The 23399-nt window shown below is 69.1% G+C and carries 16 protein-coding genes; 10 read left to right on the top strand and 6 right to left on the bottom strand.

What is annotated here, in order from left to right:
* Nucleotides 1–2: 2 nt before the first annotated feature.
* Genes AB0F17_RS61680 through AB0F17_RS61660 form a run of 5 tightly spaced genes read left to right on the top strand, consistent with a single transcriptional unit; the run spans nt 3 to nt 6572 of the window.
* Nucleotides 3–1367, top strand: coding sequence for an extracellular solute-binding protein (locus tag AB0F17_RS61680; RefSeq protein ID WP_358045385.1), 1365 nt, complete (start codon nt 3–5; stop codon nt 1365–1367).
* The gene (locus AB0F17_RS61675) at nt 1367–2248 is read left to right on the top strand and encodes a sugar ABC transporter permease (protein WP_358045383.1); all 882 of its coding nucleotides are present in this window, start codon (nt 1367–1369) and stop codon (nt 2246–2248) included. The genes AB0F17_RS61680 and AB0F17_RS61675 overlap by 1 nt, the downstream gene beginning before the upstream one ends.
* On the top strand, nt 2245–3147 hold the full coding sequence (locus AB0F17_RS61670) for a carbohydrate ABC transporter permease (protein WP_358045380.1): 903 nt from the start codon (nt 2245–2247) through the stop codon (nt 3145–3147). Before AB0F17_RS61675 ends, AB0F17_RS61670 begins: the two co-directional genes overlap by 4 nt.
* A 12-nt stretch (nt 3148–3159) precedes the next feature.
* Nucleotides 3160–5070 carry an Ig domain-containing protein gene (locus tag AB0F17_RS61665; RefSeq protein ID WP_358045377.1) on the top strand — a complete coding sequence of 637 codons (1911 nt, stop codon included), beginning with the start codon at nt 3160–3162 and terminating at the stop codon, nt 5068–5070.
* A complete protein-coding gene (locus AB0F17_RS61660) occupies nt 5067–6572 on the top strand; it encodes an Ig domain-containing protein (RefSeq protein ID WP_358045374.1) in 1506 nt (501 codons plus the stop codon). The genes AB0F17_RS61665 and AB0F17_RS61660 overlap by 4 nt, the downstream gene beginning before the upstream one ends.
* Nucleotides 6573–6611: 39 nt before the next feature.
* Here the strand turns inward: AB0F17_RS61660 and AB0F17_RS61655 are convergent, their stop codons facing one another.
* Both AB0F17_RS61655 and AB0F17_RS61650 read right to left on the bottom strand, forming a co-directional pair.
* The gene (locus AB0F17_RS61655; RefSeq protein ID WP_358045371.1) at nt 6612–7871 is read right to left on the bottom strand and encodes a hypothetical protein; all 1260 of its coding nucleotides are present in this window, start codon (nt 7869–7871) and stop codon (nt 6612–6614) included.
* Between the two features lie 25 nt (nt 7872–7896).
* Nucleotides 7897–9285 carry a glycoside hydrolase family 43 protein gene (locus AB0F17_RS61650; protein ID WP_358045368.1) on the bottom strand — a complete coding sequence of 463 codons (1389 nt, stop codon included), beginning with the start codon at nt 9283–9285 and terminating at the stop codon, nt 7897–7899.
* A gap of 216 nt (nt 9286–9501) precedes the next feature.
* Here AB0F17_RS61650 and AB0F17_RS61645 point away from each other — a divergent pair, with 216 nt between their 5' ends.
* Both AB0F17_RS61645 and AB0F17_RS61640 read left to right on the top strand, forming a co-directional pair.
* Nucleotides 9502–10689, top strand: a complete 1188-nt coding sequence (locus AB0F17_RS61645) for a cytochrome P450 (protein WP_358045365.1) — start codon at nt 9502–9504, stop codon at nt 10687–10689.
* A gap of 44 nt (nt 10690–10733) precedes the next feature.
* On the top strand, nt 10734–11381 hold the full coding sequence (locus AB0F17_RS61640; protein WP_358045362.1) for a TetR/AcrR family transcriptional regulator: 648 nt from the start codon (nt 10734–10736) through the stop codon (nt 11379–11381).
* Between the two features lie 104 nt (nt 11382–11485).
* Here AB0F17_RS61640 and AB0F17_RS61635 read toward each other — a convergent pair whose 3' ends face one another.
* From AB0F17_RS61635 to AB0F17_RS61625, 3 genes are all read right to left on the bottom strand, one after another.
* Nucleotides 11486–12463, bottom strand: a complete 978-nt coding sequence (locus tag AB0F17_RS61635; protein WP_358045437.1) for a LacI family DNA-binding transcriptional regulator — start codon at nt 12461–12463, stop codon at nt 11486–11488.
* A 77-nt stretch (nt 12464–12540) separates the two neighbouring features.
* On the bottom strand, nt 12541–15405 hold the full coding sequence (locus tag AB0F17_RS61630) for a glycoside hydrolase family 3 C-terminal domain-containing protein (protein WP_358045359.1): 2865 nt from the start codon (nt 15403–15405) through the stop codon (nt 12541–12543).
* 157 nt (nt 15406–15562) lie between these two features.
* Nucleotides 15563–16747: an ROK family transcriptional regulator gene (locus AB0F17_RS61625; protein WP_358045356.1), complete on the bottom strand. Its 1185-nt coding sequence runs from the start codon at nt 16745–16747 to the stop codon at nt 15563–15565.
* A gap of 305 nt (nt 16748–17052) precedes the next feature.
* Here AB0F17_RS61625 and AB0F17_RS61620 point away from each other — a divergent pair, with 305 nt between their 5' ends.
* Genes AB0F17_RS61620 through AB0F17_RS61610 form a run of 3 tightly spaced genes read left to right on the top strand, consistent with a single transcriptional unit; the run spans nt 17053 to nt 20604 of the window.
* Entirely contained in the window at nt 17053–18708 is a 1656-nt protein-coding gene (locus AB0F17_RS61620; RefSeq protein WP_358045353.1) for an extracellular solute-binding protein, read from the top strand.
* Complete coding sequence (locus AB0F17_RS61615) at nt 18695–19711, top strand: ABC transporter permease subunit (protein WP_358045350.1); 1017 nt, start codon at nt 18695–18697, stop codon at nt 19709–19711. Before AB0F17_RS61620 ends, AB0F17_RS61615 begins: the two co-directional genes overlap by 14 nt.
* Nucleotides 19708–20604, top strand: a complete 897-nt coding sequence (locus AB0F17_RS61610; protein ID WP_358045347.1) for a carbohydrate ABC transporter permease — start codon at nt 19708–19710, stop codon at nt 20602–20604. Before AB0F17_RS61615 ends, AB0F17_RS61610 begins: the two co-directional genes overlap by 4 nt.
* Nucleotides 20605–20645: 41 nt before the next feature.
* On the opposite strand, the gene AB0F17_RS61605 is transcribed toward AB0F17_RS61610, so the two are convergent.
* Nucleotides 20646–23348, bottom strand: a complete 2703-nt coding sequence (locus AB0F17_RS61605) for a cellulose binding domain-containing protein (RefSeq protein ID WP_358045344.1) — start codon at nt 23346–23348, stop codon at nt 20646–20648.
* Nucleotides 23349–23399: the final 51 nt, after the last annotated feature.

Below are 23399 nucleotides of genomic sequence, written 5' to 3'. Positions count from 1 at the left end.
CCATGAATAGACGTGACCTCTTCAAGATCGGCGGTCTCGCGGCCCTCGGCGCGGCGGCGTCCGCGTGCGGGAGCGGCGGCGGATCGAGCGCCGCGACGCAGCTGCAGTTCATGTACTGGGGCTCCACCTTCGAGCAGAAGGCCGTGGAGAAGATGCTCAGGCAGTTCGAGCAGAAGAAGCCGGGCACCAAGGTCAAGGCGCTGTTCACTCCCGACGAGTACGACGTCAAGCTCAACACCCTGGTGGCCAGCGGCCGGGTGCCGGACGTCGGCTACGTGCCGATGGCCATGTCCTTCCGCCTGGCCGAGCAGGGCAAGCTGGTCAACCTGTTCCCGTATCTGAAGAAATATCCGCAGCTCAGTGGCTACCTCCAGGATGCCTACCTCTGGTACGGCCAGGACAAGCTGCACGGCGTCGCCACGGCCAACGAGGTCGAGCTGCTCTGGTACGGCAAGCAGGCCATCACCGAGGCCGGCCTCGCTGCCCCGCCGGCCGACGCGGCCTCCGCCTGGACCTGGGACGAACTTATCCAGAACGCCTACAAGCTGACCCTCGACCAGAACGGCAAGCATCCCGACGAGTCGGGCTTCGACCCCAAGCAGATCAGGCAGTTCGGCATCTCCAGCAGCATCACCTACGGCGCGGCCTGGTACGGCTTCCTGCGCAGCAACGGCGGCGACTTCGCCGACGAGAGCGGCAAGCGGTGCCTGCTCGACTCGCCCGAGGCGATCAAGGTCTTCCAGAACCTGCAGGACCTCATCTACAAGCACCGGGTCATGCCCGGCCCCGGCCAGCTCGCGGCCACCGGCGACGACGTGCCCGGCACGAACATCCTGCTCAAGACCAAGCGCGTGGCCATGGTGATCGACGGCCACTGGTCGCTGCTCGACATGAACGAGAGCAAGGCCGACTACGGCATCGGCGTGCTGCCCAAGTACGGAGAGCCGTTCACGGCGACCCAGGTGGCGGGCGCGTCGGCGGTGTTCGCCGGGACCAAGCACGTGGAGGAGGCGGTGGAGCTGTTCGCCTTCCACAACGATCCGCGCTACGTCGACCTCTACAAGCAGGGCCTGTGGATGCCGCAGGAGAAGAAGTACTACGAGGACCAGGCGTCCGTCGACTCCTGGACCAAGAACGACCTGCACCCGCCGGAGTTCAGGACCGCGGTCGTCGACTTCGCGCGCGACCACGGGGTGCCCACCTTCGGCAACCGGATCAAGAACATGTCCGTGATCAGCAGCGACGTACTCACCCCCGCACTACAGGAGATCGAGTCCGGCAAGCGCCCGGCGGCCGAGATCCTCAAGGCGACCGCGCCCAAGATCACCGGGATGCTGCAGGGCTGGCAGCACACGCAGGCGCTCTGATGCGCAGGTTCGAGACGCGATGGGGCATCCTCATGGCGTTGCCGGCCATCCTCGGGTTCGTCATCTTCACCATCGGCCCGATGGTCGCCTCGTTCTTCTTCAGCCTGACCGACTGGCAGATCGGCGGCAGTCCGTCGTTCGTCGGGCTGGACAACTACAGCGCGATGGTGAACGACGAGCTGTTCTGGAAGTCGCTGAGCGCCACGACGTACTACACGCTCGGCGCGGTGCCGCTCACGCTGATCGTCAGCTTCGCGGTCGCCATGCTGCTCAACCAGAAGGCGCGCGGCCTGTCGCTCTGGCGGACGATCTTCTACCTGCCGACGCTGGTCCCGGCGATCGCCAACGTGGTGCTCTGGATCTGGATCTTCAACCCGGACTTCGGGCTGCTCAACTCGCTGCTGCGCCAGGCCGGGCTGCCGACCTCCCAGTGGGTCTACAGCGAGCAGATGGCCATCCCGTCACTGATCATCATGAGCACCTGGGGCTTCGGCAACACCATGGTGATCTTCCTGGCCGGGCTGCAGGGCGTGCCGCGCCACCTGTACGAGGCGGTCTCGATCGACGGGGGCGGCCCGCTGCGGCGCTTCTGGCACGTGACGCTGCCGATGATGACGCCGACCATCTTCTACAACCTGGTGGTGGGCGTGGTCGGCACGTTCCAGGTGTTCAACCAGGCGTACGTGATGACCGAGGGCGGCCCCAACCACGCCACGCTCTTCTACGTCTACTACCTCTTCCGCAAGGCCTTCACCGAGAGCGAGATGGGCTACGCCAGCGCGCTCGCGTGGGTGCTCTTCATGATCATCATGGTGGTGACGTTCCTGATGTTCCGCAACGCCCGCCGCTGGGTCTACTACGAGATGGCAGGTGCCCGATGACCACGCTGGCGGCGCGGGAGGGGACCCGCGCGAAGGGCGTGGCGCCGACCCAGGGCCTGCGGCGGCCGCGCAGGTACGGCAGGGCGCTGCTGTACGTGGCGCTGGTGGCGGGCTCGATCCCGACGCTGCTGCCGTTCGTCTGGCTGGTGCGCAGCGCGCTGATGGCCGACAGCCAGATGTTCGTCGCCCCGCCCGAGTGGATCCCGCGCCCCTTCCAGTGGTCGAACTTCGGCGAGGCGCTCACCGCCCAGCCGTTCGGCCTCTACCTGCTCAACACGGTGATCATCGCGGTGATCTGTGTGCTCGGCACCGTGTTCACCTGCTCGGTGGCCGCCTTCAGCTTCTCGCGGCTGCGCTGGCGGGGGCGCAACGTGGTGTTCGCGCTGCTGCTGACCGGTGTCATGCTGCCGTACGCGGTGACGATCATCCCGACGTTCGTCATGTGGCAGGAGCTGGGGGCGCTGGACACGTTCGTCCCGCTCACCGTGCCGGCCTGGTTCGCCGGGGCGGGCGGGGGCGTGTTCAACGTGTTCCTGCTGCGGCAGTTCTTCCTGACCATCCCCTTCGAGCTCGACGAGGCCGCCTACATCGACGGGGCGTCGCCGTGGCGGGTGTACTGGACGGTCGTCATGCCGCTGTCCAAGCCGGCGATCATCGTGGTCACCATCTTCACCTTCATCGGCACGTGGAACGACTTCCTCGGCCCGCTGCTGTACCTGCAGGACGAGGAGAAGTACACGCTCTCGCTCGGGCTGGCCTCGTTCCAGAGCGTCTTCATCACGCAGTGGGGCTACCTGATGGCGGCCTCGGCGGCCGTCATCGTGCCGATCGTGGCCCTGTTCTTCTTCCTCCAGCGCTACTTCATCGAGGGAGTCACACTCACCGGCATCAAAAACTGAAAGGTCTCCGCCATGAAGCGATTAACCGTCGCGGTCCTGCTGCTGGCCTCCTTCCTCGTCGGCGTGCAGCCCGCGCACGCCCTCGCCGCCGCACAGGTCGTCGACATGTTCGGCAGGACCGTCAACACCTACGGCGTCAAGCTGGTGGACTGGGAGGGCTACCTGGCCAACCCGTACATCGAGCTGACCGTCAAGCCCCCGCAGGACGCGCGCTTCCCCGTCACGATCGACCTCAAGGCCGAGGGCACCTCGCGGCTGATGATGGACCTGCCCAGCCAGCTCACCGCGACCGGCGCCACCAAGACGCTGACGTTCGCCTCGGCCACCGAGCAGAAGACGTTCAAGCTGGAGATCGCCTCCAAGCGCGGCGCCGGCGTCGACGAGCTGCACACGCTGAAGCTGGCGATCAGGGACGCGGGCGGCGCGACCCTCGCGCAGTCGATGCCGATCAGGGTCCAGCAGGACGAGAAGACCGCCCTGCAGCCGACGATCCCCATCACCTTCGACTACCGCTACGACACGATCACCGGTTACTTCAACGCCCCGGCCTTCAGGACCGCCGCCGAGGAGGCCGTCAAGGACTGGTTCCGCTTCTTCGACGTGGCGCCCTTCGACACGGTGGCGGCCGGGACCGAGAACAACCACCTGCCGGGCAACGACTGGCAGAACGAGATCACGGTCACCAACAACGCGGCCTACAACGGCATGTACGTCTTCTTCAGGGGCATCCAGTCGCCCTACTCGACCGGCTACCCCGCCGCCAACGGCAAGTACTCCACCCGGAACGGCCAGCAGGTCGCGGGCCCGCTGCACCGGTCCACCGCGATGATCTTCGAGTACGACGAGGCGAACAAGCAGCTCTTCACCTCCCTGGCCGACGAGGACTGGTACAAGACGGAGATCGCCGGCTCGGTGCTCGACGTGCACGGCCTGGTCATGCACGAGTACGGCCACGCGGTCGCCTACCACAGCGACTGGGCCGGGATGCGCTCCTACGTCGCCGGCGGCGGCAACGACCCGGACGTGGTCGCGTATCAGGGCCGCGCCGTGCCGCTGGACAGCAGCTACCACATCCCCGGCGACCAGCCCAACTGGGACCGGCTCAGCGGGCAGAGCGGCGGCTGGACGCACCTGTTCCCGACCCGCAGGTGGATGCTGACCAAGCTCGCCCTGCTCGTCGCCGAGAACGCGGGCTGGAAGCTCAACCGCAACCTCACCCCGTTCCTGGCGCCGTCCATCGTCACCACCTCGCTGCCCCAGGCCACACCGGGCACCGCCTACCAGCAGACGCTGTCGGCCAAGGGCGGCGTGCCCTTCTACGACTGGCAGGTGACGAGCGGTTCGCTGCCCGCCGGGCTCAGCCTCGACCGGTTCACCGGCACGATCAGCGGCACGCCGACCACGGCCGGGACCTCGACCTTCACCGTGCAACTGCGTGACTACGACAGCAGGAGCACGCCGGTGACCAGGTCGTTCCAGCTCCAGGTCGGCGGCACCACCACGCCCACGAACCTGGCCAGGACCGCGACGCCGTCCGCCTCCTACACCTCGCCGTGGGAGAGCATCGCGGCGATCAACGACGGCATCGACCCGCCCAGCTCGAACGACACCGTCAACCGCCGCTGGGGCACCTGGCCCAACACCGGCGCGCAGTGGGCCGAGCTGACCTGGCCGTCCGCGCAGACGATCCGGTCGGCGGACGTGTACTTCTTCGACGACAACGACGGCGTGCGCCTGCCCGCCTCCTGGAAGCTCCAGTACTGGAACGGCACCGCGTACGTGGACATCCCCGGCACCTACCCCACGGCGCTCAACGCCTACAACCACGTGAGCTTCGGCCAAGTCTCCACCACGCGGCTGCGCGTGGCCCTGCAGAGCGGACAAGCGTCCGTCGGACTCCTGGAAGTGAAGGCTTTCGCTTGAATAGGAAGATCGCTGTCGTAACCGTCCTGGCCGGGCTGGCGGGCGCGCTCTCCGTGCCCGCTCCCGGCCTGGCGGCCCGCCAGGCCGCCCCGGCCCTGGACGTGTTCGACATCTTCTACCGCAACGTCAAGGACTACGGCGTCAAGCTCGTGGACTGGCAGGGCTACCTGGCCAATCCGTACGTCGAGCTGACGGTCAGGGCGCCCAAGACGCCGGGCTTCGCCTACCCGCTGACCGTGGACCTGAAGGCCGAGGGCACCTCCCGGCTGATGCTCAACATGCCGAGCGAGCTGACGGCGAGCGGCGCGACCAAGACCTTCACGCTCACCGGCCCGGCCGACCGCGAGGTCGTCCGGCTGGCCATCCACTCCAAGCAGGGCCCCGGCCAGGACGAACGCCACAAGTGGGTGATGCGGACCACCGACGCGACCGGCGCGACGATCACCCAGAGCATGCCGATCATGGTCCAGCAGGACGAGAAGACCGCCCTGCGGCCGACGATCCCCATCGACTTCGACTACCGCTACGACACGATCACCCGCTACTTCTCCGACCCGGGCGTGCGCACGGCCGCGGAGACGGCGGTCCGGAACTGGTTCGCCTTCTTCGACCTCAAGCCGTTCGACACGGTGCCCGCGGGCGACGAGGTCAACAAGCTGCCGGGCGACGACTGGCAGAACGAGGTCGAGGCCACCAACGCCAAGCCGTACAAGGGCATGTACGTCTTCTTCCGCGGTATTCAGACGCCGTACTCGACCGGCTACCCGACGATCAACGGCAAGTTCCACACCCAGAACGGCAAGCCCACCCCGTACCACCGCTCGACCAGCATGATCCTGGAGTACGACGAGCAGCTCATGAAGCTGGTCAGCTCACTGGCCGACGAGGACTGGTACAAGACCGACCTCGGCCAGGTCATCGACGTGCACGGCCTGGTCATGCACGAGTACGGCCACGCGGTCGCCTTCCACAGCGACTGGGAGGGGATGGCGAAGTACGTCGAGAGCAAGGGCAGGGACGACCAGGAGGTCATCGACTACCAGGGCTACCCGGTCCCGCTGGACACCAGCTATCACGTGCCCGGTGACGAGCCGTACTGGGACCGGCTGAGCGGCCAGAGCGGCGGCTGGCGGCACGTCTTCCCGACCAGGCAGTGGGAGCTGACCAAGCTGACGCTGCTGATCGCGGAGAACGCCGGCTGGAAGCTGAACAAGAAGCTGACCCCGTTCCTCAAGCCCTCGATCGAGACCGCCACGGTCAAGGCGGGGAAGGCGGGCGCGGCCTACGACCAGCGGCTCCAGGCCAAGGGCGGCGTGCCGTTCTACGACTGGCAGGTCACCGGCGGCGCGCTGCCCGAGGGGCTGACGCTCGACCGGTTCACCGGCGCGATCACCGGCAAGCCCGTCAAGGCGGGAACGTCGGCCTTCACCGTCCAGCTCAGGGACTACGACAAGCTGAGCACGCCCGTCACCCGCGAGTACTCGCTCACCGTCAACGCCTGAGAAGGGCGGTGGCCCTAATGGCCGCCGCCCTTCCCGGTTTTACAGCCCGTAGCGGTTCTTCAGGTGCCGCCACCAGTCGCGGAACATCCACGCGTCGAACTCGGTGATCGAGGTCGCGCTGCCCGCCTTCATCAGGAAGCAGCACTGCCCCGTGGGAGTCCAGTCGTAGAAGTCGTCCAGGCCGAACGAATGGCCCATCTCATGGAGCAGGATGTGGATGTTGTCGGTGTTGAGGTTGCTCGTGTAGTACTCGCTGCCGATGCGCTGGCCCCAGTCACCGCCCGCGCCGCCGCCGAAGCCCGCCGTGAGCCACAGCGACATGTCGTAGTGGTGGGAGGCGCCGCCGGGACAGTTCGGGTAGGTGCCGCTCTGGTTGAAGAACCGGCCGCAGGGCGCGGCGCACTGTGGCGCGTTCTCGTTGATGTTGTTCACGTAGACGTCGACCGAGTTGTCGCTCCACTGGAGCTGCGCCCGGTCGCGCACCGCCCAGCCGACGACCTTGACCGGCACGGTGGCGTACGGCCAGGCGTTGTGACCGGCCATCACGTCCATCCACTTCTTGAACTGCCTGGCCAGCGCGGCGTGGATCTGGTCACGCTGGGCGGCGCTCACCGTGGCGCTGCTGTCCCAGCGCACGCAGTAGTTGATCGAGCCGCCGTTGGCCATGATCTGGTCCCAGCCGTAGTTGCGGAAGCCGTACAGGTTGGGATAGGTGCTCTCGACGTGCTGCCAGACCTCGTTGAGCGGCGTGACCAGGTTGGCCGGCGGGTTCCAGGTGGTGGTGGAGCCACCGCCGCCCGGGTCGTTGGTGAACGCCTTGACCTCCAGCAGCCCGACCGAGCCCTGGCCGCTCTGCAGGAGGACGCGTAGCCGCGTGGTGCTCACCTGGCCGAACGTCACCTTGTTGTAGGCGTTGAGCGCCGTGGGGTAGCCGCTCGCGTTCGGCACGTCGTTGTAGGCGCTGCCGGTCCAGTACTGCAGCTTCCACGAGGCCGGGACGCGCACGCCGCCGTTGTCGTCGAAGAAGTAGACCTGGGCGACCCGGAGCGTCTGCGCCTGGGACCAGGTCAGCTCGGCCCACTGCTGTCCGGTGTTCGGCCAGGTGCCCCAGCGGCGGTTGACGGTGTCGTTCGAGCTGGGCGGGTCGATGCCGTCGTTGATCGCCGCGATGCTCTCCCACGGAGAGGTGTACGACGCGCTCGCGGTCGCCGAGGCGGCCAGGTTGACCTCGGCGGCCTGCGCGGCGTCCACCGGGGTGAGGAAGAAGGCGGCGAGCAAGAGGGGAAGAAGCAGTTTCATCGCACCTCCGGTGCTGGTGAGAGGGTCACGCCTGTGCGGTCCACTCCAGGACGCCGGTCGAGAAGCCGGTCTTCGAGGTGATGCTCAGCCGGAGCCTGGTCGTCGAGATCGCCGGGAACGTCGTGGTGTTGAAGGTGTTGGCCGCCACCCCGCAGGCCGACTGTCCCGGCACGTCCACGTACGCGCTGCCGTTCCAGTACTGGACCTTGCAGGAGGCGGGCAGGTCGATGCCCAGGTCGTCGTCGAACCAGTAGACCCCGACCCGGCCGACGCTCTGCGCGGACGGCCACTGGTACTCCAGCCACTCGGTGCCCTGGTGGTTCCAGTTGCCGTAGGCGCCGTGGCTGTGGTCGGCCGAGTTCGCCGGGGTGAAGCCGTCCTTGATCGCGCCGAGGGTCTCCCACGGCGAGACGTACGAGGTGGACGCCGTCGCGCTCAGCGCCAGGTTCGAGCTGGTGGGACCCGTCGTCTGCACGACCTTCTGCATGGTGCCGTCGGCGTTCCAGTAGAGCTTGTCGAGGGTGACGGAACGGCGGAAGTTGCCGCCGCCGGGGCTGTTCGCGTTGTGGTAGACCATGTACCACTGGCCCTTGAACTCGATGATCGCCGGGTGGTTGGTGGTCGAGGTGACCTGGTCGAGCACCACGCCCCGGTGGGTCCACGGCCCCAGCGGGTTGCTCGCGGTGGCGTAGCGGATGCACGCGTAGCCGGGCGCGGAGCAGGCCGAGTCGTTGGCGGAGTAGGCGAGGTAGTAGGTGCCGTTGCGCTTGAACATCCAGGGGGCCTCCCAGAAGTTCGACACGCCGCTCGGGGTGACCACGCCTCCGTCGAGGTTGATCATGTCGGGCTTGAGCTTGGCGGCGCGCAGGCCGTAGTAGGAGCCCCAGTAGATGTAGGCCTGGCCGTCGTCGTCGGTGAAGACGGTCGGGTCGATGTTGAGCGGGGAGGAGTTCGGGGTGCTGTCGCTGATCAGCGGGCCGCCCTTGGCGTCGTGGAAGGGGCCGAGCGGGCTGTCGCCGACCGCCACGCCGATGTCCATCCAGCCGGCGCCGTTGCCGTTGACGGGGGCGTACCAGTAGTACTTGCCGTTGCGCGGCTCGACCTCGCCCGCCCACGCGTCGGCGCCCGCCCACGAGAAATCTGAAAGTTTCAGCTTCGCGCCCTGGTCCGTCCAGGCCGCCGCGTCGCCGGAGGTGAACACGTGCCAGTCGCGCATGACGAAGTTCGTGCCGCCGGCGGGGGCCTCGTCGTGGCCCGTGTAGAGGTACATCGTGTCGCCGACCACCAGGGCGGCCGGGTCTGCGGTGTAGATCGAGGTGGTGATCGGCGCGGCGGCGGGCGCCGGAGCTGCGGTGATGAGGACCAGCCCGGCGGCGGCAGCCGCGGCGAGGGTCACGGCTCTCAGGCGTAACATGGCAACGAACTCCTCATTAGAGCTAGCGTTAGCTTGGTTAGCGCTAACATTTTGAATGCCGGATATGCGGCGGTGTCGGGGCGTGTTGAGTGTTAGCGATACCACAAAGATCGTCAAGGCCCAATGTTTACGCCCGATGCTCTTGCGGCTAAGCGATAGGTTGCTATCGTTTCTTGTCAGGGCACTTCATGACGACTGGTCATTCCTGGGGGTTGTATGAGCGACATCTCGACGCTGCCTCTCTACATGCGGCGAGCGCAGTTCGATCCCGTTCCCGAGCTGGCGGAGGTGCGGGAGAAGGAGGGGATCACCCGCGTCACCACCTCCTTCGGCGTCGAAGCCTGGATGGTGACCCGCTACGCCGACTCGCGTGCGGTGCTGGGCGACGCCGAGCGGTTCAGCAGCGCCCGTCAGACGTTCTTCCAGCCGCCCGGCGCGTCGGAGGAGGAGATCGCCGAGCTCCGCGCCGGCAACCTGCTCGCCTTCGACCCGCCCGAGCACACCCGGCTGCGCCGGTTCCTGACGCCGGAGTTCACCCTCCGCCGGATGCGGCGGCTGGAGCCGCGGATCAAGGACATCGTCGAGCAGCACCTCGACGCCATGGAAAAGGCCGGCTCGCCCGTCGACCTGGTGCAGTCGTTCGCGCTGCCGATCCCGTCGCTGGTGATCTGCGAGCTGCTGGGCGTGCCGTACGAGGACCGCGCGGACTTCCAGCACAGGACCGGCCGGCTGCTCGACGTGTCGCTGCCCATGGAGGAGCGTTTCAAGCTGCAGCTGGAGTCGCGCGCGTACATGACCGAGCTGGTCACCCGCATCCAGGCCGACCCCGGCGAGGAACTGCTGGGCATGCTGGTGCGCGAGCACGGCGACGACCTGACGACGAACGAGCTGATCGGCATCGGCAACATCCTCCTGATCGCCGGGCACGAGACCACCTCCAACATGCTCGGCCTGGGCACGCTGGCCCTGCTTCGGCAGCCGGACCAGCTCGACCTGCTCCTGAAGGAGCCCGAGCGGATCGACGCCGCCGTGGAGGAGCTGATGCGCTGGCTCAGCATCCTGCACGCCAGCCTGGCCCGGGTGTGCACCACGGAGACCGAGATAGCCGGTCAGACGATCAAGCCCGGCGAGGTGGTGGTCTGCTCGCTGCCCCTCGCCAACCGCGACCCGGCCTTCATGGAGGAGGCCGAGGGGCTGGACATCACCCGCGGCGCGCCCGGCCATCTCGCCTTCGGCCACGGCGTGCACCACTGCCTGGGCGCTCCGCTGGCCAGGATGGAGATGCGGATCGCCTTCCCCGCCCTGTTCCAGCGCTTCCCCAAGCTGCGTGCCGTCACGCCCGTCGCGGATTTCCGCTCCTTCCACCTCGTGTACGGCGTGGCGTCTCTCGAGGTGGCCTGGTAACGCTGCCATGGAGTGACCGCGTGGATGCTGCTAGCGTTCGGCGTGTGCCAGAGCAGCGACGTCGTGCGGACGCACTGCGCAATTCCGACCGGATCGTCAGGGCGGCGATCGCGGCCCTGCACGAGTCGGGCACGAGCGTCTCGCTGGAGGAGATCGCCCGCCGCGCCGGCGTCGGCATCGCCACCGTCTACCGGCGCTTCGGTGACCGCGACAGCGTGATCAGGGCCTGTTTCGAGACCTACTTCGCCGAGGAGATCGAGCCGGTCGTCCAGGCCGCCCGCGTGGCCGCCGACCCCAGACAGGGGCTGGCCGACGCGCTGGCGGCCACGGTCGCCACGCTGATCGGCCACCGGACCCTCCTGTCCGCGGCGAAGGAGGCCGGGGGGTTCACGATCGGCATCGCCGAGCGGTTCATGGGACCGCTCGGCGACGTGCTGGCCACCGCGCGGGAGCGCGGGCTGGTCCGCGACGACCTGCTGGTCCGCGACCTGGCGGCGATCGTGGTGATGGCGCTGGCGACGACCGTCCACCGAGGGGCCGACGACGGCGCCGACCATCGGCGCTACCTGGCGCTCCTCCTCGACGGCACTCGCCCGTCGGACGTGCCGCTCCCCCGCCCCTCCACCGTCTCCCTGTTCCCCCCCGAGACGACGGACCGCTGCCCGGCGAAGGGCGCCAGGCGCCACCGCTGAGCCGACGGTCAGGTGCTCCGTCGCGCATGCGGTCAGGTGCTCCGTCGCGCATGCGGTCAGGTGCTCCGTCGCGCATGCGGTCAGGTGCTCCGTCGCGCATGCGGTCAGGTGCTCGCCCGTACGGTCAGGCGCGGGACCAGCAGGGTCGCGGCCGGCACCGTGCGGCCCGCCAGTTTCTCCATCAGCAGCCCGACCGCCTCCCTGCCGACCTCCTCGGCCGGGATCAGCACCGAGGTGAGCCGGGCGGGCTCGGCGATGTCGTCGGGGCAGATCGCCACCACCGCGAGGTCCTGCGGCACCTTGCGGCCCAGTTGCCGCAGCGAGCTCAGCACGTGGTTGACGGCCGCCTCGTTGTGCACGACCAGCCCCGACAGGCCGGGCCGGGCCGCCAGCAGCCCGCTCACGGTGGCGTGCACCTCCTCGAAGGTCTCCTCGCACGGCAGCGCCGTGCCGTCGAGCCCGTGTTCGGCCAGGGCGGCGGTGAAGCCTTCGAGCGTGCGGCGGGCGAACCCGGTCCCCCGCTCGTAGACCACCGACGGCGCGCCGAGCAGGGCCACCTCGTGGTGCCCGCGCTCGGCCAGGTGCGCCACGCACAGTTCCCCGGCGGCGGCGAAGTCGAGGTCCACGCAGGTCACGCCGGCGGCGTCGGCGGGGAAGCCGATCAGCACGCTGGGCTCGGCGAGCCGGCGCAGCAGCGGCACTCTGGGGTCGTCGAGCTCGACGTCCATCAGCACCAGGCCGTCGACCAGCGCGCTGGCCGCGGCCCTGCGCAGCCCGTCGAGGCCCTCGTCGGCGGTCAGGAGCAGTACGTCGTGATCGAAGTGGCGGGCCGCGGTGACCACTGAGGTGGCGAAGCGCATCAGCACCGGCACGTGCATCCCGGCCCGCAGCGGCAGCACCAGCGCGATCACGTTGGCCCGCTTGCTGGCCAGCGCCCTGGCACCGGCGTTGGGGTGGTAGCCGAGCGTCCGCACGCTGTCGAGCACCCGCCGCCGGGTGCCCGCCGAGATCGCCCGCTTGCCGCTGAGCACATAGGAGACCGTGCTCACGGCCACGCCCGCGTGCCGGGCGACCTCCACGATGGTGACCGCCCTGCCGGTCGCGTGCCCGTCCTGGGTGTGGCCGTCCTGGGTGTGCCCGTCCTGAGTGTGGCTGTCCGTCACGTAGCCGCCCGATCTGTGCTGCCGGCTCGGCCTCTGCCCATGCGCCCTCTGCCTGCTCGTCCCCGGTCGGCGCGTACGGCGCCGGCCGATCTGGAGGCCGCCTGTCCGGTGCCCGTCAGTTCCAGCCTGCCCAGCGTGATGCCCACATTCTCGAACACGACATAAAGATCGTGCACCCCAGAGGCTTCCGCAAGCTCGGCCGAGGTGGCCGCCGGAGCGTAGCGCCCGGCCGGGGGCACGGGGATCGCGCCCAGCGTGGGGCCGTGCAGGAGGTCGTCCAGCCGGAGCGTCACGACACCGCCCTCGGTGCTCGCGGCCTCGATCAGGCACGAGGCGGCCCCGGTGAGCTCGACGTCGCGGAACAGGATCCACGCCCCCTCCGCCTCGGATCGCACGGCGTCGCCCGACACCTTGGCCGCGTCGACGAAGGCGACCGCGTCGTAGGCGTCGTGGTCCGCCGCGGGCAGCGCGCCCCTCCTGGGCGGGATGGTCTCGCCCGCGACGTGGAAGGCCGCGCTCAGCCGCAGGTCGGTAGCGCTGCGGCCGACCATGAGCTGGTGCGGCGCGTCCTCGACGGCGAACCTGCCGCGGGTGACGTCCCAGAAGGCCAGGTCCCGTACGGGGAAGGTGAGCGTGACGGTACGGCTCTCGCCGGCCGCCAGGCGCGCCCGTTCGAAGCCCCGCAGCCGGCGCAGCGGCTGCTTGACCCGGGAACGCCGCTGGTGGGTGTAGAACTGCACGACCTCGGCGCCGGGGCGCGAGCCGGTGTTCGTGACCGTGACCGTGGCGGTGACGCTCTCGCCGTCGACGGCGACGGTCAGGCCGGAGTAGTCGAACGTCGTGTAGCTGAGGCCGTGGCCGAACGGGTACAGCGGGGTGCCCCGGTAGTAGAGGTAGGTGGCGTCCGTGGCGATGACGTCGTAGTCGAGCAGGTCGGGCAGCTCGCTGGCCGAGCGGTACCAGGTCTGGGTGAGCCGCCCTTCCGGGTCGGCGTCGCCGAACAGCACGTCGGCCAGCGCGTGGCCGTACTCCTGGCCGCCATGGGAGGACCACAGCACCGCGGGCACGTCCGGGTCCGTCCAGGTGACGGGGTAACCGCTGGTGATCACCATGACCGTGCGCGGGTTGGCCGCCCGTACCGCCCGGACGACCGCGTCCTGGGCGGGGGCCAGGGCCAGGTCCGCACGGTCCTCGGTCTCGCGGCCGTTGACCAGCGGGTGGTCGCCCACCACCACGACCGCCACGTCCGCGTTGGCCGCCAGCCGGGCCGCCGCCGCGGCGCCGCTCTCGACGACGTCCACCGTCAGCCAGGTGGCGGCGTCGGCGTCGTCCACCAGCCGGAAGACCCCGTCGGCGGCCAGGCCGATGTAGCGGCCCGTGGAGATGTGGCGCAGGACGACGGCGCCGCGGGTGCGCTGTTCCAGCCGGAACGTCTGGCGTACCTCCCAGCCGTTCGGGCCGGGCTGGTCGTTGACCAGCACGCCGTCGTCGTCCACGGACAGGAAGCGGCCGGTCGCGACCGCCCGGAAGGCGAAGCACCCGCCGCCCCAGTCGAACAGGTCGAACCGGCCGCCCGGCGTGCCGATGCCCAGGGGGCCGCCGTCGAGGCCGGCCACCACCGGGCCCGCGTCGGCGGTCAGCGTGACGCGGTCGACGGCCTCGCAGAAGAGCGTCTCGCCGCGTTCGGCCAGACCGGCGCGGGCGGTCACCTCGTACGGCAGCGTGCCGCTGTACCAGTCCTCCATCAGGGTGTCGCCGAGCTGGCCGATCACCGCGATCCGGGCCGGCGCCCCCAGGGGCAGCAGGCCGTCGTTCTTCAGGAGCACGATCGAGCCGCGAGCCGCCCGCCGGGCCAGTGCCTGGTGGTCGGGGCAGTTGACGACCGCCTCGGTGATGTCGTCGTAGGGCGTGGCGGGGTCGAACTCGCCGAGCCGGAAGCGGATCGACAGCGTGTGCCGTACGGCGGTGTCGATGTCGGCCTCGGTCAGCAGGCCGCGCTCCAGCGCCTCGCGCAGGTGGCCGAGGGTGGCCTCGGCGCGGTCGTCGTCCTGGGTGAAGCTGTCGAGCCCGGCCCGTACGGCGTGCGCGTACGCCTCGGCCGGGTCGTCGTAGTAGCCCTGCAACCCGGTGAGGTTGCCGGGGGCGTAGGCGTCGCTGACCACGAGGAGGTCGTCCGGCGCCCAGGCCCGCAGCACCTGCTCGATCAGCGGGCTGAGGTGCGCCGGGCGGCCGTTGACCAGGTTGTAGGAGGGCATGATCGCGACGGCGGCGCCGCTCTCCAGGGCCGGCCGGTAGGCGGGCAGCTCGTACTCGTGCAGCACCCGCGGCGGCAGGTTGCTGGAGGTGACGCAGCGGTAGGTCTCGTTGTTGTAGCCGAGGAAGTGCTTGAGGGTGGGCGCGGTCCGCATCACGGGAGCGCTCCCACGGAGCCCGTGCGCGTAGGCCGTGGCCATGACCCCGGTCAGCAACGGATCTTCGGAGTAGCCCTCCTCGTTGCGGCCCCAGCGGGGATCGCGCAGCAGGTTGACCACGGGGGCCCAGACATTGAGCCCGGCGCCCGACGGGTCCTTGTGGTGGAAGGCCAGGACCTCGTCGCCCGCGGCCTCCCCCACCCTGCGGACCAGCTCCGGGTCCCAGGTCGAGGCCAGCCCCACGGCCTGCGGGAACACCGTCGCCGGACCCAGCCAGGCCAGGCCGTGCAGGGCCTCGGTGCCGGTGCGGAAGGCGCCCACGCCGAGCCGTTCGACCGGCGCCTGGTACTGATGGAGCAGGCCGAGCTTCTCGGTCACGGTCAGCCGGGCCTGCAGATCGGCGATCCGCTCGGCGAGGGGGAGGTCCGGGTCGCGGAACGGTTCGTTCATGGAGCCATCCTCTGAGAGCGTCGAAACGCTTCGACTAGCGGGCGGGAGCGCGCCTCTGTCGAAGCGCTTCGATAGCCGGTCCAGAAAAACCCCGCCCGGTTACACGAGTGTTTCGGAACGGAGTTCTTCTGAAGGGTGCACGCGTGCGCGAGCGGGGTCAAGAGATTCGCGGCAATCTTCCTGAATCGACGGAGTCGAGCACCCGGGCCGCCCCGCCGAGCGCGGCCGCGTCATAGCCGAGGGACGACATCACCACCTGGCACCCGCCCGCCTCCGGCGCGATCGTGCGGTCGCGTACCTCGGCCTGGACCGCGGGCAGCAGCCAGGGCGCCAGCGGCACGTAGTAGCCCCCGAGGATCACCACCTGGGGGTTGAGCAGGTTGGCCAGGATGGCCACCCCGCGGCCGAGGTCGCGGCCCACACCGCCGAGCAGGGCGAGGGTGCGGGCGTCGCCCGCGCGGGCCCGCCGCACGACCTCCTCGATCTCCAGCTCCACCTCGACCGGTGAGGGCGAGGCGTGCTCCAGCACCGCGCCGATGCCGGCCACCGCTTCGAGGCAGCCGATCCGGCCGCAGCGGCACTCCGGGCCCTGCGGGTCGATCTGGATGTGGCCGATCTCGCCGCTGTAACCGCGGCCGCCGCGGCGCAGCCGCCCGTCGAGGATGACACCGGCGCCCACGCCCATCTCGCCGGTGAGGTAGACCAGGTCGGAGACCGCCCCATGGGGGCCGAACCGGTGCTCGGCCAGAGCGCCGAGGTTGGCGTCGTTGTCGGCCTGGATGGGGAAGCCGGGATCGCGCAGCGCCTTGGCGAGGTCGCCGCTCACGTCGGTGTCGAGCCAGCCGAGGTTGGGCGCCACCCGCACGACGCCCTGCCCGTCGACCAGGCCGGGCACGGCCACGGTCAGGCCGAGGATCTGCTTGTCCTCCTTGGCCATGCGGTTGACCACCCGCCGGACGATCGCGGCGACGGCGGCCACGGAGCCGGGGAAGGCGCGCCGCCAGGACAGCAGCCGCTCCCCCGCCAGGTCGACGGCGACGGCCGTCACGTAGTCGACGTTGATCTCCAGCCCGATCGCCGCGTACGGCGAGCCGTCGAGCACCAGCATCGTGGCCGGCCTCCCCACCCGGTTCTCGGTCAGGCCGGTCTCCCGGACGAGCCGGCGGTCGATCAGGTCGGCGACCAGGCTCGACACGGTCGCCTTGTTCAGGCCCGTGGAGGCCGCGATGTCGGCCCGGGAGCAGGGCGCGTGCTCGCGGACGAAGCGCAGCACGACGGCCAGGTTGGTGGCCCGCACATCGGCGAAGTCGGCCGGCTGCGGGTCGGTCGATGAGGTGATCAAAGTCTGTCCCGTCCGTCAGGCCGTCGCGTGCGGTCATGCCGCTGTACCAGTGTGCGCCGTTCCTCGGTGTTCCCACGCCATCGGCGAGAGCCGGGCGGGCCCTCGTGGGCGGCGGCAGCTCCCCGGAGGGAGCCGTCAGGGAATCTCATCTCACTCCCGACATCAATCTGTGACCGGCGGCACACCTTGTGGTGAGCGCCGCCTCGGGTTTAGTTTGTTTGGTCATTAGACGAACTAATTCTAGCCGGTAGGCATCCCGTTCCGACACCCCTCATCCTGCTCCAACCAACGAAAGGGAGCGCGTCGTGACACCGTCGATGACTCGCCGTGGATTTCTCGGCCTGGCCGGTCTCACCACACTCGCCGCCTGCTCGGCCCCGACCGGAACCAGGCCCGGCTCGAGCGGCGCGACCGCGGCGGCCGCGGACAAGCTGACCAGACTGGCGCCGACCTACATCGCGTTCGCCGGCGTCAAGCCCGAGCTGGCCGGCACGGTCTCCAACCTGCCGGGTGTGCCCGGCATCGCCGGCGGCTTCACCACCTACCCGGCCAGCCCCACGGCGGCGCTCACCCAGAAGGCCGGCAAGGGCGGCAGCTACAAGGCGATGACCCCGCTGTGGGGCCCGCCGCCGCCCGGACTGGCGAGCAACTCCTACTTCCAGGCGGTCAACGCCGACATCGGCGCGACGGTCGAGTTCCAGATCGCCGACGGCAACACCTACGCCGACAAGGCGATCGCCCGGCTGGCCTCCGGCGACCTGCCCGACATCTTCGCCCTGCCGAGCTGGGAGATCGACAAGATGGCGGACTTCAACACCGCCGTGGACAAGGCGTTCGAGGACCTCACGCCGTACCTTCAGGGCGACAAGGTCAAGCCGTACCCGCTGCTGGCCAACCTGCCGACCGCTTCGTGGGAGTGGTCGGTGTGGAACGGCAAGCTGATGGCGGTCCCCTACCCCACCGAGCCGTTCCCGTACGGCCTGCTCTACCGCAAGGATCTGTTCGAGAAGAACGGCTGGAACCAGAACCCCAAGACCGCCGAAGAGCTCTACCAGCTCGGCAAGACGATCACCGACCCGAAGGCCAAGCGCTGGGCGTTCGGCGACATCCACGAGATGGCCTGGCCCATCTTCGGCGTCCCGCAGGAGTGGCGTTACGCGGGCGGCAAGCTGGTGAGCAAGTACGAGACGCCGGAGTTCGAGGAGATGCTGGCCTGGATGCGCAAGCTCTTCACCGAGGGGCTCATCCATCCGAACGTCGCCAGCAGCAAGGGCGCCAACGAGAAGGACCTGATCGGCGCGGGCCAGATCACGATCTACCGGGACGGCTTCGGCGGCTGGAAGGAACTGCTCCAGCAGCACACCGGCAAGAACCCCGACTTCGCGATGGGCGTCTTCCCGCTGTTCGCGCACGACGGCGGCACGCCGATCATGTACCACAACAACGCGGCGGGCATGTTCACCTTCATCAAGAAGGGGCTGCCGAAGGAGAAGGTGGCGGAGATCCTGTCCATCTTCAACTGGTGCGCGGCGCCGTACGGGACCAAGGAGTACGAGCTCTCCAACTTCGGGATCAAGGACAAGCACTTCACGCTGGACGCCAAGGGCATCCCGCAGAGCACGGACCTGGGCCGCAAGGAGGTCGCCTACACCTACGGCTTCCTGGGCGGGCGCCCCCTGTTCGTGGACTGGCCCTTCCCCGAGGCGGCCAAGGCCAACATCGAGTGGCAGAACACCTCCTTCCAGTACATCCAGAAGACGCCGTTCGACGGGATCAGGATCCAGCGCCCCGCCAAGTACGCGGGCCTGCAGGTGCCGACCGAGGACAAGTTCACCGACATCATGCGTGGCCGCCGGCCGGTCAGCGACGCCAAGCAGATCGCGGCGGAGTGGCGGCGCGACGGCGGCGACGAGGCGCGCGAGTTCTACATGAAGGTCCTGCGGGACAATGGCCGCGCCTGACCACATCGCGGTCGAGCGTTCTCCGGCCAGGAACCCGGCTTCACCCGGTCGCCCGGTCGCCGCCCGGAGAAGGGCTCAGGAGCGGGCCAAGCACGGCTCGTTGCGGAGCCGGTTCCGGCGGGACTGGCAGCTCCTGCTCATGACCGTGCCGGCGATCGGGCTGCTGCTCCTGTTCCACTACGTGCCGCTGCTCGGCAACGTGATCGCCTTCCAGGACTACTCCCCCTACGTCGGCATCAAGGACAGCCCGTGGGCAGGGATGTCGAACTTCCAGTGGCTGATGTTCGACCAGAGCTTCTGGGACGCGACGATCAACACGCTGTCGATCACCACGTTCCAGCTGATCTTCTACTTCCCGCTGCCGATCCTGCTGGCCATCCTGCTGGACAGCGTCGTACGTCCCCGGCTGCGGCTGTTCATCCAGGGCATCGTGTACATGCCGCACTTCTTCTCGTGGGTCCTGGTCGTCACCCTGTTCCAGCAGATGTTCGGCGGCGCGGGGTTGCTCGCGCAGATCCTGCGCGACCACGGCTTCTCGGGCCTGGACATCATGACAAATCCGGACACGTTTATTCTGCTGGTCACCGCGGAGACGGTCTGGAAGGACGCGGGCTGGGGGACGATCATCTTCCTGGCGGCGCTGGCGGCCATCAACCCCCATCTCTACGAGGCCGCCGCCGTGGACGGCGCCTCCCGCTGGCGGCGGTTGTGGCACATCACGCTGCCCGGCCTGCGCCCGGTGTTCGTGCTGCTGCTGATCCTGCGGCTGGGCGACGCGCTCAACGTCGGCTTCGAGCAGTTCTTCCTGCAGCGCGACGCCGTCGGCCGGGACGCCGCCGAGGTGCTCGACACGTTCATGTACTGGCGCACGCTGCTGACCGGCGAGTGGAGCTACGGCGCCGCGGCCGGCCTGGTCAAGGGTGTGGCCGGGCTGATCCTGATCCTCATAGCCAACAAGGTCGCCCATCGATTCGGCGAGCAGGGAATCTACAAACGATCATGACTATGCCTGCCTGGGCCGAGCGGCCCACCCGGCTCGGCGCGAGCGTCAAGGGGCTGGTGCTGGCCCTCATCGTGGCCGCCGTGCTGTTCCCGATCTACATGGTCGTGCTGACCAGCCTGTCCACCCAGGAGGCGGTGTCGAAGGCGGGTGGCCTGGTCACCGTGCCGGGCGAGCTGTCCTTCGCCGCCTACGAGCAACTGTTCGCGGGCGGGGTGGTGACCCGGTCGATCGCGGTGAGCCTCGGGGTGACCGTCGTCGGGACCCTGCTCAGCCTGTCGGTCACGGTCCTGGCGGCCTACGGGCTGTCGCGTCCCGGGTCGCTGCTGCACCGGCCGATGCTGTTCCTGGTGCTGCTGACGTTCCTGTTCGGGCCCGGCATGATCCCGAGCTACCTGCTGGTCAGCTCTCTGGGGCTGATCGACTCCTACTGGGCGCTGATCCTGCCGACCGCCGTCACCGCGTTCAACCTGGTCGTCATGCGGGCGTTCTTCATGAACATCCCGGAGGAGGTCACCGACAGCGCGCGGATCGACGGGGCGAGTGAGTTCCGCATCCTGGGGCGGATCGTGCTGCCCATGTCCAAGGGCGTCACGGCGGTGATCGGGCTGTTCTACGCGGTCGGTTACTGGAACGCCTTCTTCAACGCGACCCTCTACCTCAACGACAACACCAAATGGCCGCTGCAGGTGGTGCTGCGGCAGTTCGTCCTGCAAGGGCAGTCGATGTTCGTCGGCCAGACGGGCGACACCGCCATCGGGGGGCACGCGCTGCCGCCGAGCCTGGCCATCCAGATGGCCATCGTGACGCTGGCGCTGATCCCGGTGCTGGTGATCTACCCGTTCGTACAGAAGCACTTCACCAAGGGCGTCATCATCGGGGCCGTCAAGGGCTGATCGAGGGAGGACCCCGGGTGGGGCCCTCCCTCTCCCTGTGGTCAGGCGGGCGTGCAGGTGACCGTGGTCGGCGGGTCGTTGCTGCTCGTCCAGCTACCGGTGAAGCCGAACGTGGTGCTCGCGCCCGGGTTCAGCGCGCCGTTGTAGCTCACGTTGGCGACCTTGACGGCGGCGCCGGTCTGGGTGAGGGCGCCGTTCCAGAGCTGGGTGATGGTCTGGCCGCTGGGGAAGGTCCAGCCGACCGTCCAGCCGGTGATGGCCACGGTGCCGGAGTTCTGCACCGTCACCCCGGCCTGGAAGCCGCCCTGCCACTGGCCGCTGGGCGCGTAGGTCGCCGCGCACGCCTTGCCCGGAACCGTCGGCGTGGGCGTGGGCGTGGGCGTGGGTGTCGGGGTGGGCGTGGGAGTCGGAGTGGGCGTCGGGGTCGTGGTGGGGGTCGGGCCGGTGCGGTCGCCGTAGATGATGCCGCGGCCGTTGGTGCCGAAGTAGACGCGGCCGTAGACGCGCGGGTCGCCGGTGAGCGCCTCGCCCATGTTGGCGTACTGGTGCTGGTCGTCGTTGATCCGCACCCACGAGGCGCCCGCGTCGTCCGAGCGGAACAGCCCGTGCACCCCGTCGACCATGCCGACCAGGTAGATCGCCATGTAGGAGGCGCCGGGCGCCGCCTTGCCGAAGCCGACGTTCTCGGCCGCGGTGACGTTGCCGAGCCGGGTGAAGGTGGCGCCGGAGTCAGTCGAGCGCCACACGCCATACGTGCCCGCCGGGTCGTACTTGCCGGTCGACGGGGAGCCGCCGGCCAGCCAGATGTGGCCCTCCTTGCCGGGTACGGCCTTGAACTTGACGGTGGCCGCCCCGGTGGGCAGGCCGGTGGCGGCGGACTGGGTGAAGGTGGCGCCCGCGTTGGTGCTGACGTAGAACTTGCCGGCGGACCAGCCGTAGAACTTGTTCGGGTTGACCCGGTCGGAGCGCACCTGCGCGCCGGCCGGGAGGCCGGTGACGGCGGTCCACGAGCTGCCCGAGGTGGTCGAGCGGCTCACCACGCCGCCGGTGGGCGACCACACCGTGGTGCCGGCGTTGGCCGAGATCGCGACGCTGCCGCCCTGGGTGACCCCGGCCGGCTCGCTGCTGGCCTGCCACCAGTTGGCGCCGCCGTTGGAGGAGAACCCGAGGCGGGTCACCCCGGCCGTGTCGTTGTCACCGGCGCGGACCATGTTCGACGGGCTGAGCTCGGCGTAGTCCATGCTCCTGGTGGTGACGTGGTTGGGCTGGGTGTACATCATGGGCGGCACGGCGTCGAGGTTGCTGTGCACGAAGCCGCCGATGTCACCGACCGCCGAGAGCAGCGGCGCCCCGGACGGCGGGCTGATCAGGTCGAGGACCGCGGTCTCCTCCAGCCCTTCGATGAACGGCTTGATGGTGATCTTGCCGCCGGAGACGTCCCACTGCTTGAGGTTACTGGTGCCGTAGATGGTGGCGCCCGTGCCGTACAGCAGCCGGTTGGAGTCGAACGGGTCGATCTCCATCGCCTCGGTCATCCAGCCGAGCTTGGGGGTGATCTCGGGGGGCTGCGGGTTGCCCATGGCCAGCCACGGGTGGGAGGAGACGTCCTGGGTGTAGCGGAAGGTCCGGTTGGGGTAGCCGTTCCAGTCCCAGATCCGCGTCCAGGTGGCGCCGCTGTCGGTGCTGCGGAACATGATGTTGTCCGGCCACCACGACACCTGGCTGGCGACCATGATCGTGCTCGGGTTCTGCTTGTCGATGGTCATGCCGCTGAAGCCGTAGTAGCGGTCGGCGTCGGGGGTCGGGGTGATCTCGGTCCAGGTGCCGGTGGCGGTGGCGTAGCGCCACACCTCGCCGTCCTCGCCCACGTACGGGCCGCCGGTGTTGCCGGTGGCCAGGTAGAGGTAGCCGTTGACGGCGTCGAGCACGCCCTTGTGCGGGATGTAGCCGGTCGGCTGACCGGCCACCCGGCTCCAGGTGGCGCCGCCGTCGGTGGAGCGGTAGACGTTGTTGTCCTTGTCCGCCACCCCGGCGTAGATCGTCTTGGTGGCGGTGCCGGCCGAGCCGGTGCGCGGGTCGAAGGTGATCCAGGGGATGCCCTGGGTCATCGTGTTGTAGTTGTAGGTGGTGTCGTTCGGGTCCTGGGCGAAGTTGCCGACGTTCGGGAAGCTGGTGACCTTGGCCCAGGTGACGCCGTAGTCGGTGCTCTTCCACAGGCCGTTCTTGTTGGCCGTTCCGTAGAACAGGATGTTGTTCTTGTTCGGGTCGATGACCAGGCGCTCACCCATGCCGCGGCCCGGCATGTTGCCGAAGCCCTTGAACGGCAGCTCCGTGGCGGCCCAGGTGGCGCCCCGGTCGGTGGAGCGCAGGATCGCGCCGTTGTTGGGGTCCCAGTCGTTGGTGTACATGCCGGTGGCCACGTAGACCCGGTTCGGGTCGACGGGGTCGGTGGCGACGCTGACGCCGCCGACCCAGTTCCACTTGTCCCAGCCGATCGAGTCGAGCAGCGGCACCCACTTGGTCTTGTCCCAGCGGTAGACGCCGCCGATGTCGGTCCTGGCGTAGATGAGGTCCTTTTCCTTCTGGTTGAAGATGATGCCGGGGACGAAGCCGCCGCCGCCGATCTTCACCCCCTTGAACGCGTACGGATCCGCGGCGACGGCGCCGACCGGCGCCATCCGCACGACCACCATCGTCACGACGACGGCGGCCATCGCGAGCAGGCTGAACAACCTTCTTCGCATGAGCGGTTTCCCTCTCCGGGGCGTGAGACCCCACAGCAGCAGATGACCGCC

The sequence above is a fragment of the Nonomuraea sp. NPDC026600 genome, from assembly GCF_040638335.1.
Lineage (GTDB): Bacteria > Actinomycetota > Actinomycetes > Streptosporangiales > Streptosporangiaceae > Nonomuraea.
Note: the sequence above shows the minus strand (reverse complement) of the source record. Positions and strands in the feature narration are given on the sequence as shown.

Coding starts and splice junctions, on each gene's coding strand:
- AB0F17_RS61670 (WP_358045380.1), top strand. CDS start 2,245: ATGACCACGCTGGCGGCGCGGGAGGGGACCCGCGCGAAGGGCGTGGCG.
- AB0F17_RS61665 (WP_358045377.1), top strand. CDS start 3,160: ATGAAGCGATTAACCGTCGCGGTCCTGCTGCTGGCCTCCTTCCTCGTC.
- AB0F17_RS61615 (WP_358045350.1), top strand. CDS start 18,695: ATGGCCGCGCCTGACCACATCGCGGTCGAGCGTTCTCCGGCCAGGAAC.
- AB0F17_RS61610 (WP_358045347.1), top strand. CDS start 19,708: ATGACTATGCCTGCCTGGGCCGAGCGGCCCACCCGGCTCGGCGCGAGC.
- AB0F17_RS61675 (WP_358045383.1), top strand. CDS start 1,367: ATGCGCAGGTTCGAGACGCGATGGGGCATCCTCATGGCGTTGCCGGCC.
- AB0F17_RS61645 (WP_358045365.1), top strand. CDS start 9,502: ATGAGCGACATCTCGACGCTGCCTCTCTACATGCGGCGAGCGCAGTTC.
- AB0F17_RS61655 (WP_358045371.1), bottom strand. CDS start 7,871: ATGAAACTGCTTCTTCCCCTCTTGCTCGCCGCCTTCTTCCTCACCCCG.
- AB0F17_RS61680 (WP_358045385.1), top strand. CDS start 3: ATGAATAGACGTGACCTCTTCAAGATCGGCGGTCTCGCGGCCCTCGGC.
- AB0F17_RS61605 (WP_358045344.1), bottom strand. CDS start 23,348: ATGCGAAGAAGGTTGTTCAGCCTGCTCGCGATGGCCGCCGTCGTCGTG.
- AB0F17_RS61630 (WP_358045359.1), bottom strand. CDS start 15,405: ATGAACGAACCGTTCCGCGACCCGGACCTCCCCCTCGCCGAGCGGATC.
- AB0F17_RS61650 (WP_358045368.1), bottom strand. CDS start 9,285: ATGTTACGCCTGAGAGCCGTGACCCTCGCCGCGGCTGCCGCCGCCGGG.